Here is a 7738-nt window from a genome sequence, read left to right as displayed (position 1 = left end):
TTCGGCAGATAGCCATTGGCCGCCTGCGCGCGTTGCAGGTAAGGGCGGCTGGCCTCGGGGGCGCTGTCGATGGTGTGGGCGTGCAGACGGCTCATGGCGGTTCCTCGCAGATAAGGCCTCATTGTGAATCCAGGGGCCGTGTCGGAACAATGCGGGGCTGTCTGCGAATCCTGCGAGTTTGTCCAGCGTCAGGTGCTTGCGCACTCGTACAGCGCCGCGCTCAATGCAATGCGATGAGTGGCGTGCTACCGGTGGCCGCAGGCTGACGTCCTGTGTGTTTCGTGGCGCGGCGGCGATAGGCGCCCGGCTGGACACCTGTGACGCGCTTGAATGCCTGCGCAAACGCGGACTCCGACTGATAGCCGACCCGTTCCGCGGCATCCGGCATGCTCGAGCCGCCACGCAGCATGGCCGCCGCCATTTTCATGCGCACCAGCGTGACAAACTGGGCGGGCGGCTGGCCGGCAATATCGACGAACTGTTTGCAAAAGCGCGCCCTCGACATATGGACGAAACTCGCCATGGTGTCGGTGGTCCAGCGTTCGGCCGGGGTTTCGATGATAGCCGCGACGAGCGGCGCAAATTCCGGGCGGCGCATCAACGACCAGAAGCAGGGCGCGATTTCGTCGCGTCCTGGTATGGCGCGCAGCACGTAGACAAACAGCAGGTCTGTAAGACGCGCAATGAGTGGTGATGGCGTATGCACGTCGCGCAGCGCTTCGGCGCGAATCAGGTCGAAAATCGCCCGCGCACCGTCGAGCGAAGGATTGTCGCGCCTCGCGACGATGTGATCGGGCAACAGGCTGAGCAGCATGTCGTCGAGGCCGGAGTTGAACTCGAAGAAACCACAGGCGATGCCCACGCTGCCGTCGGCGGGCGCGAGCGAATCGTCGGGCGAGGCGAGCGGCGACATGGTGCCGATCCGTTCGCTTTCGTGGCCGCTTGCTGGAGGACGCGGATCCGGTGACAGGCAATGCGGCATGTCGTGCAGCAGAAACACCGCGTCGCCGGGCGCGAGGCGCAGGCTCTGCGCGGCGCGCTCTGCACTCGCCGGCAGATGCAGCCAGCATTCGCCATGCAGTGCGAGGTGGAAGCTGGCCCGATGGCGTCCCGCCGTCGACGCTTGCCACGCGCCACAATATTGGCCGACGTGAAAGATCGTACTCTTCAGTTCGAGACCGGCTAACAACCAGTCGGCAATCGTTTCGGCATGGGGTGACATGGACATGGGATCGATTCGTCATGCGGCGATGCAAGGTGGATTTATTTCATAAGGGTTTCGTCCGGGCGATGCAACGAATTTTTTGTTGGAAGCTTATGCCTTGAAAAGGGGCCGGTATGAGTCGGACGGTGCCAGGCCTCTTTCTCGCAGCGTTAAGTTGCTGGCCGCATATCCTTGTGCGGATTTATTCGTGGCGCGATGCCGTTCGAGGGTTGAGAATCGTTCGATTCATCCCCTTATGGATACGCCGCACATCATGAGCCGAGACCTGCTCTTACTCCTCGAACCTGGCTTTACCGATCCGAAGCACCCCGGCGAACGCTTCATTTGCCCCCATGGCGCGCCAATCGAAGGACTGCTTGCAAGCGACCCGTCGAAGAACGCCAGCCTCGATATCCAGCGTTTGCCGTTTGCGCGTCCGCGCGAGGTGGCAATCCAGGCGCTCGATGCAGATCATCAGGGCCTGCCCGTGCTGATCCTCGGCGACGAGGCGCCGGCGCCCGACGACGCGCAGACGCTAGGCAACAAGCGTTTCGTCACCGACACCAACCGCATCCTTGCGTTGCTAGCCGAACGCCACGGCTTCCCGAAGGTCCATTGACGCTGGCTGGCGGCCTCTCCACCGGTCCGCGCAGTCGCGCCGGTTATGGGGCCGCGCTACGCGCCGCTCGCTCTCGCGAGGCGAGCAAAAACGATCTCGCCACGGAGACTTTCCCATGAGCCACGCTGTAGGCCGGCAAGCGCCGCGCCAGTTGCATCTGAACATCAATATCCTGCACTCCGGTTTCGTCCCGTCAGCATGGCGAATCGCGGAGGCGGATCCGCATGCGTTTATCGACGTCGGTCATTACGTCCGTGTCGCGCAGATTGCCGAGGCGGCCAAATTCGATGCTGTGTTCCTCGCCGATAATGCCTCGATCGCCGACCAGATCAACTTTCGTCCGATCACAGCCCTCGAACCGACGGTGTTGCTGGCGAGTATTGCTGCGGCCACCTCGCGCATTGGCGTGATCGGGACGGCATCGACCAGCTACAACGAGCCGTACAACATTGCGCGGCGTTTCTCGACGCTCGATCACGTCAGCGCAGGGCGCGCCGGCTGGAACGTCGTCACGACCGCGGACCTGGGTTCGGCGCGCAATTTCGGCCGCGAGGCGGTGCCGGAGCATACCGAGCGCTACGCGCGTGCGGCCGAGTTCACCGAGGTGGTCAAGGCGCTCTGGGACAGCTGGGAGGGCGACGCGTTCATTGGCGACAAGGCCAGTGGACATTTCGTCGATACCGACAAGGTTCATCCGATAGCCCACCACGGCAAGTATTTCGACGTTCAAGGACCGCTGAATCTGCCGCGCTCGCCGCAGGGGCATCCAGTGCTGGTGCAGGCCGGGGCCTCGCCGGACGGCCGCGATCTCGCGGCACGCCATGCCGAAGCGGTCTTCTCCGCCTCGCAGTCGTTTGAAGAGTCGCTCGCCTATGGACGCGAACTGAAGGCCCGTGCAGCAACCTACGGGCGCAACGCAGTGAAGGTGTTGGCGGGCCTGACGACGATTATCGGCGCCACGGAAAGCGAAGCCTTGCGGCGTCGCGACGAACTGGTCGATCTGATTCCCTGGAGCTACAGCGTGGCGCGCCTTGCCGGCACGCTTGGTGTTCCCGCGGACAGACTCAAACTCGATGAGCAACTGCCAGACAATCTCACGTTGCCAGGTGGCGGTAATGGCAACCATACCTTCTTTCACGCGACTATCGCGCAGGCACGTCGGCACGGCTATACGGTACGTGAGTTGATCCGCTCGCTCGCGGGTGGCGGTGGCCATCGCGTGATCGTCGGGACCCCTGAGCAGATCGCAGACGACATCGAGCATTGGTTCAAAGCCGGTGCGGCCGATGGCTTCAACCTGATGCCCGACGTTCTGCCGGGTGGCCTGCAGGATTTCGCCGATGGCGTCGTGCCGATCCTGCAGCAGCGTGGCATTTTCCGTACCGACTATGAAGGCCGCACGTTGCGCGAGCACCTCGGTCTCGCGCGCCCCGATAACGGACGTGTCTGGCAAAAGAGCGCCTAGCCCCTGCGCGTCGACTCCTCATCTTCACCACCTATCACTATGACCCAACGCACTGGCCAACTGCGCCTCGGCGCTTTTCTCTATCCCTCAGGACACCATATCGCAGCATGGCGTCATCCCGAAGCCCAGGCCGATGCTGGCATCAATTTCAGGCATTACGTGCGGCTCGCCCAGGCGGCGGAAGCGGCAAAATTCGACCTGGTGTTTCTCGCGGATGGCGTAGGCACGCGTGGCGACAACGTGGAGTTTCTCAGCCGCACGGCACACAGCTACGTCGCGCAATTCGAACCGATTACGTTGCTCTCGGCGCTGGCGGCCGTCACGGAACATGTGGGTCTGGTCGCAACGGCGTCCACCAGCTTTAACGAGCCGTATCACATCGCGCGTAAATTCGCGTCGCTCGATCACATTAGCGGCGGTCGTGCCGGATGGAACCTGGTGACGTCGTCGAACGAACATGAGGCGAAAAACTTTAACCGCGACAAACATTTCGGTCATGCGGAGCGCTATGAGCGCGCGATCGAGTTCGCCGAGGTAGTAGGGGGCCTGTGGGATAGTTGGGATGACGATGCGTTCTTGCGCGACAAGGCCCAAGGGCGCTTCTTCGATCCAGAGCGGCGTCACGTGCTCGATCACAAGGGACGCTTTTTCCAGGTCAAGGGCCCGCTGAATGTGGCCCGTTCACCGCAGGGACATCCGGTCGTCGTGCAAGCCGGATCGTCGGAGGCGGGGCGCGACCTCGCAGCCCGCACGGCCGAGGTCATCTTCACAGCGCAGCAGACGCTCGAAGACGCGATAGATTTCTATTCGGACGTCAAAGGACGCCTCGCTCAATATGGCCGGCACCCCGACGACCTGAAAATCATGCCTGGCGTGTTTCCCATCGTGGGGCGCAGCGAAAGCGAGGCGCGGGAGAAGTTCGAGCAGTTGCAGGCGCTGATCGATCCAAAGGTGGGCCTCGCGCTGGTCTCCGGGCTGACCGGGGGCTTCGATCTGTCGGGCTATCCGCTCGACGGTCCGATCCCCGAATTGCCCGAGACAAACGCGAGCAAGAGCCGCCAGTTGTTGACGATCGAGTTGGCCCGGCGCGAGAATCTGACGATCCGGCAGTTGTATCTGCGGGTGGCGGGTGCCCGAGGGCACTGGCAACTCGTCGGCACACCGGCGCAGATTGTCGATCAGCTCGAGGAACGCTTTGTGAAAGGGGGAGCCGACGGTTATAACGTCATGCCGCCGGTCCTGCCAGCCGGGCTGGACGATTTCGTCGAACTCGTGATCCCCGAGCTCAGACGCCGTGGCCTGTTCCGCAGTGAATACGAGGGCCGCACGTTGCGCGATAATCTGGGACTTCGACGACCGGTCAACCGGCATGCACGAGCCGCGTAAGGCAACCAGGAAACCCGATGAGTACGATCCACAATGAAGTCGATCTCGACGCCGATGGACGTCACGTCGGTTATCTGCGCCTGCCTTATTCGGTGCATCGTTCCGCATACGGGTGGGTGCCAATTCCGATCGCATCTGTGCGTAACGGTGATGGCCCTGTCGTGCTGCTCATGGGTGGCAACCACGGTGACGAATACGAGGGACAGGTACTTGTTTCCAGCTTGATCCGCGAGATCGAGCCGCAGTGGGTACGCGGTCAACTGATTTTCCTGCCGATGGCGAATTTTCCGGCCGCTGCGGCGGGGCTGAGGACTTCTCCGCTCGACGGCGGCAATCTGAACCGTAGTTTTCCGGGCGATGCCGAAGGCTCGCCAACGGCGGCGATCGCCGATTACATCGAGCACACGCTGCTCGCGCGTTCGCAATACCTGATCGACGTGCATTCGGGCGGCAGTTCGTTGCTCTACGATGGCGCCAATATGCTGGCCATCGAGCCGCGCGACCCCGAGGAAGAGGAGCGGCTCAAGGCGTTGCTCACCGCTTTCGGCTTACCGCGTGCGTTTTTGCATCGGCCGAATCCCGTCCATGCAGCGACCGCGGCGCGCCGCCAGGGCGCGATCTCCATCCTCACCGAACTCGGCGGCGGCGGTACCGTGCAGGCCAAGCTGTTGCGCGACGCGCGGCAGGGCCTGCTGAATCTGCTGGCTTTCATCGGACTGCTGAGCGGCCCGCTCGTACCGGGTGGACCGCCTGCGCAAACACGCTTCTTTACCGTGTCCGGCTCGCGTCATTACGTGTACGCCTACGATCGCGGCGTGTACGAGCCGCTCGTTGAACTCGGCGACCAGGTCGTGGCCGGCCAGCCCGCCGCACGCATTCACTTCCCGGACACGCCGCTGCGTGAGCCGGTCACGATGTTTTTCGCCGCAGCGGGCGAGGTTGTCTGCAAGCGCGTGCCGGCTGCAGTCGAGCGCGGTGACTGTCTGTTCCATCTCGCGGAACCCGTTTGAAAGCAATCCGAAATAAATAGTCCGCCAATATCGCGGCAATTCCAACGTTTTATTCGCGATCGAATAGTCCGTTAATGCCGCACGAATTATATATATGGACTCCATGGAATAACCATACGTAAATTGTTTGGTTCGATCCTCAATAGCAGCCTGTTATCTTCTTTTTAATTCGACGGACATCAAGGTCGCACGGAAAAGAGATTCAACAAAAAAGGGGGAAACACGATCCCCCTGTCTGCTATGACATACGAAATCATCGATACCACATTGCTGGATCCCGTTGCGCAACCTCTCCTGGATGCGCTGAATATCGAGTACACCACACGCTATAGCGAGTTCCGGCCCGCCGGCTCCGCTACGGTGAGCGAAGAACTCGCACGCTATCCGGCCGAACTGTTCGTGCCGCCTGAAGGGGCTTTCATAGTCATCCTGCGCGACGGTGAGACGGTCGGCGGCGGCGCGTTCAAGCGCTATGACGCGACGACTGCAGAGCTCAAGCGTATCTGGACCCATGCGAGTCAGCGGCGCCAGGGCCTCGCGCGCCGGGTCGTTCAGGAGCTCGAAACGCGTGCGATGCGCCAGGGTTATCGCCGCGTGTATCTGACTACCGGTTTCCGGCAGCCGGAGGCCGCTGGACTCTATACCCATGCTGGCTACGAAGCCCTGTTCGATCGTTCGATCGCACCGGAGATCCACTTTCGTCTTCCGTTCGGCAAGGATTTGCTGGAACCGGGCCGCACCGATTCGCTGCGCGATCTGATCCATCCTGGGCCGCTCGGCCGCCGGTAGGAAAGCACGCGCATTACTCGTCGATCAGATCGTCTATTTCAACAGGACATATCAAGTCATGAAGCAAGGTCGGAAAGTTTTATTGGCAATCGCCGGAACGTTCTTCGCATTGGCACTGGGCGTTGCAGGTACAGCGTGGGCCGCGAATACGTTCAATCTGAGCCCGGATCAGCACGACCGTGTCCGGACCACGCCTGATGCGGCGGCGATCAAGGCCGTCCCCCCTTCGTTTCAGTTCGCATCGAAGGACGAAGTGGTGATCGGCATGGCAGTCGCGTGGCCGCCGCTTGGTGCGTACGCAACAGATGAGAAGACGATCGTCGGATTCGACCCGGACCTCGCGCAACTGGTCGCTGACGGCCTGGGACGGAAGCTGAAAATCGTCGTGCTCGCCTGGGAAGACTGGCCGCTCGCGTTGCAGTCGGGCAAGGTCGATGCGGTTCTGTCGAACGTGACCGTTACCGAGGAGCGTAAGGAGAAGTTCGACTTTTCGACTTACCGTCGTGACGTGCTCGGCTTCTACGTGGCGGATTCGAGCCCGATCAAGGTGATCCGCGAACCGAAGGACGTTGCCGGACTGCGTGTCATTACCGATTCAGGAACGAATCAGGAAAAGATCCTGCTCGCGTGGGACAAGGAAAATGTCGCGCATGGTCTGAAACCGGTTCAGGTTCAGTACTACGACGACATCGCCGTGCGCGACGTGGCACTGCGCTCAGGACGCGCGGACGCGATTCTGAGCGTCAACTCGGCGCTCGCCTACGCGGCTGCGCAGAAGGGCGGAATACGGGCGGTTGGCACCATCAGTGGCGGCTGGCCGATTCTGGCCGACGTCGCGATCACGACCCGCAAGGGCAGTGGACTCGCGGCACCGCTCACGCTGCTGCTAAACGACCTCATTGGCAGTGGGAAATACACTCAGGCACTCGAGCGCTGGAGCCTGGGTTCGGAAGCGATCGACAAGGCCCGGACGAATCCGCCGGGTCTGCCGAAAAGCTAAGTCAACCGGGCAGCGCCAGCTGCCTGGATAGAGCTCTGTTTTATCTCTTCGCTGTACATCCTAAGTATTACTAAGAACTAAAAGATTGCTCCTCACACTGTTGAAATAAGCCGGTGTGGCGGAGCGTTGTCTTCGCCTACCACCAACGGACAGTTCGATGCGCAAGAAAAACAGGAAAAATGAGGCCGCCCGGGCCACCACTGGAGTTCGCATAAAGTTGCTCTCGGCCGCCGTTCTGGCGGTTACATGCAACGGCGCGGCATGG

The 7738-nt window shown here is 61.6% G+C and carries 7 protein-coding genes and 1 pseudogene; 6 read left to right on the top strand and 2 right to left on the bottom strand.

Annotated elements, in window-relative coordinates:
• A pseudogene (locus M0954_RS28280) lies at window positions 1-95 on the bottom strand (carboxymuconolactone decarboxylase family protein); the annotation flags it as partial.
• 125 nt (window positions 96-220) lie between these two features.
• Window positions 221-1222, bottom strand: a complete 1002-nt coding sequence (locus tag M0954_RS28275) for an AraC family transcriptional regulator (RefSeq protein ID WP_297356785.1) — start codon at window positions 1220-1222, stop codon at window positions 221-223.
• A gap of 256 nt (window positions 1223-1478) precedes the next feature.
• Between M0954_RS28275 and M0954_RS28270 the strand changes: the two genes are divergently transcribed.
• The 6 genes from M0954_RS28270 (at window position 1479) to M0954_RS28245 (ending at window position 7473) form a co-directional block, all read left to right on the top strand.
• The gene (locus M0954_RS28270) at window positions 1479-1823 is read left to right on the top strand and encodes a DUF3088 domain-containing protein (protein ID WP_297356784.1); all 345 of its coding nucleotides are present in this window, start codon (window positions 1479-1481) and stop codon (window positions 1821-1823) included.
• A 115-nt stretch (window positions 1824-1938) separates the two neighbouring features.
• The gene (locus tag M0954_RS28265; RefSeq protein ID WP_297356782.1) at window positions 1939-3288 is read left to right on the top strand and encodes an LLM class flavin-dependent oxidoreductase; all 1350 of its coding nucleotides are present in this window, start codon (window positions 1939-1941) and stop codon (window positions 3286-3288) included.
• 39 nt (window positions 3289-3327) lie between these two features.
• Entirely contained in the window at window positions 3328-4674 is a 1347-nt protein-coding gene (locus tag M0954_RS28260) for an LLM class flavin-dependent oxidoreductase (protein ID WP_297356780.1), read from the top strand.
• A 17-nt stretch (window positions 4675-4691) separates the two neighbouring features.
• On the top strand, window positions 4692-5684 hold the full coding sequence (locus tag M0954_RS28255) for a succinylglutamate desuccinylase/aspartoacylase family protein (protein WP_297356778.1): 993 nt from the start codon (window positions 4692-4694) through the stop codon (window positions 5682-5684).
• A 240-nt stretch (window positions 5685-5924) separates the two neighbouring features.
• Window positions 5925-6473, top strand: a complete 549-nt coding sequence (locus M0954_RS28250) for a GNAT family N-acetyltransferase (protein ID WP_297356776.1) — start codon at window positions 5925-5927, stop codon at window positions 6471-6473.
• A gap of 58 nt (window positions 6474-6531) precedes the next feature.
• Window positions 6532-7473, top strand: a complete 942-nt coding sequence (locus tag M0954_RS28245) for an ABC transporter substrate-binding protein (RefSeq protein WP_297356774.1) — start codon at window positions 6532-6534, stop codon at window positions 7471-7473.
• Window positions 7474-7738: the final 265 nt, after the last annotated feature.

Source organism: Paraburkholderia sp. (assembly GCF_026225065.1).
Taxonomy (GTDB): Bacteria; Pseudomonadota; Gammaproteobacteria; order Burkholderiales; family Burkholderiaceae; genus Paraburkholderia.
The sequence above is the reverse complement of the archived record's forward strand: the minus strand, read 5'-3'. Positions and strand labels throughout refer to the sequence as shown.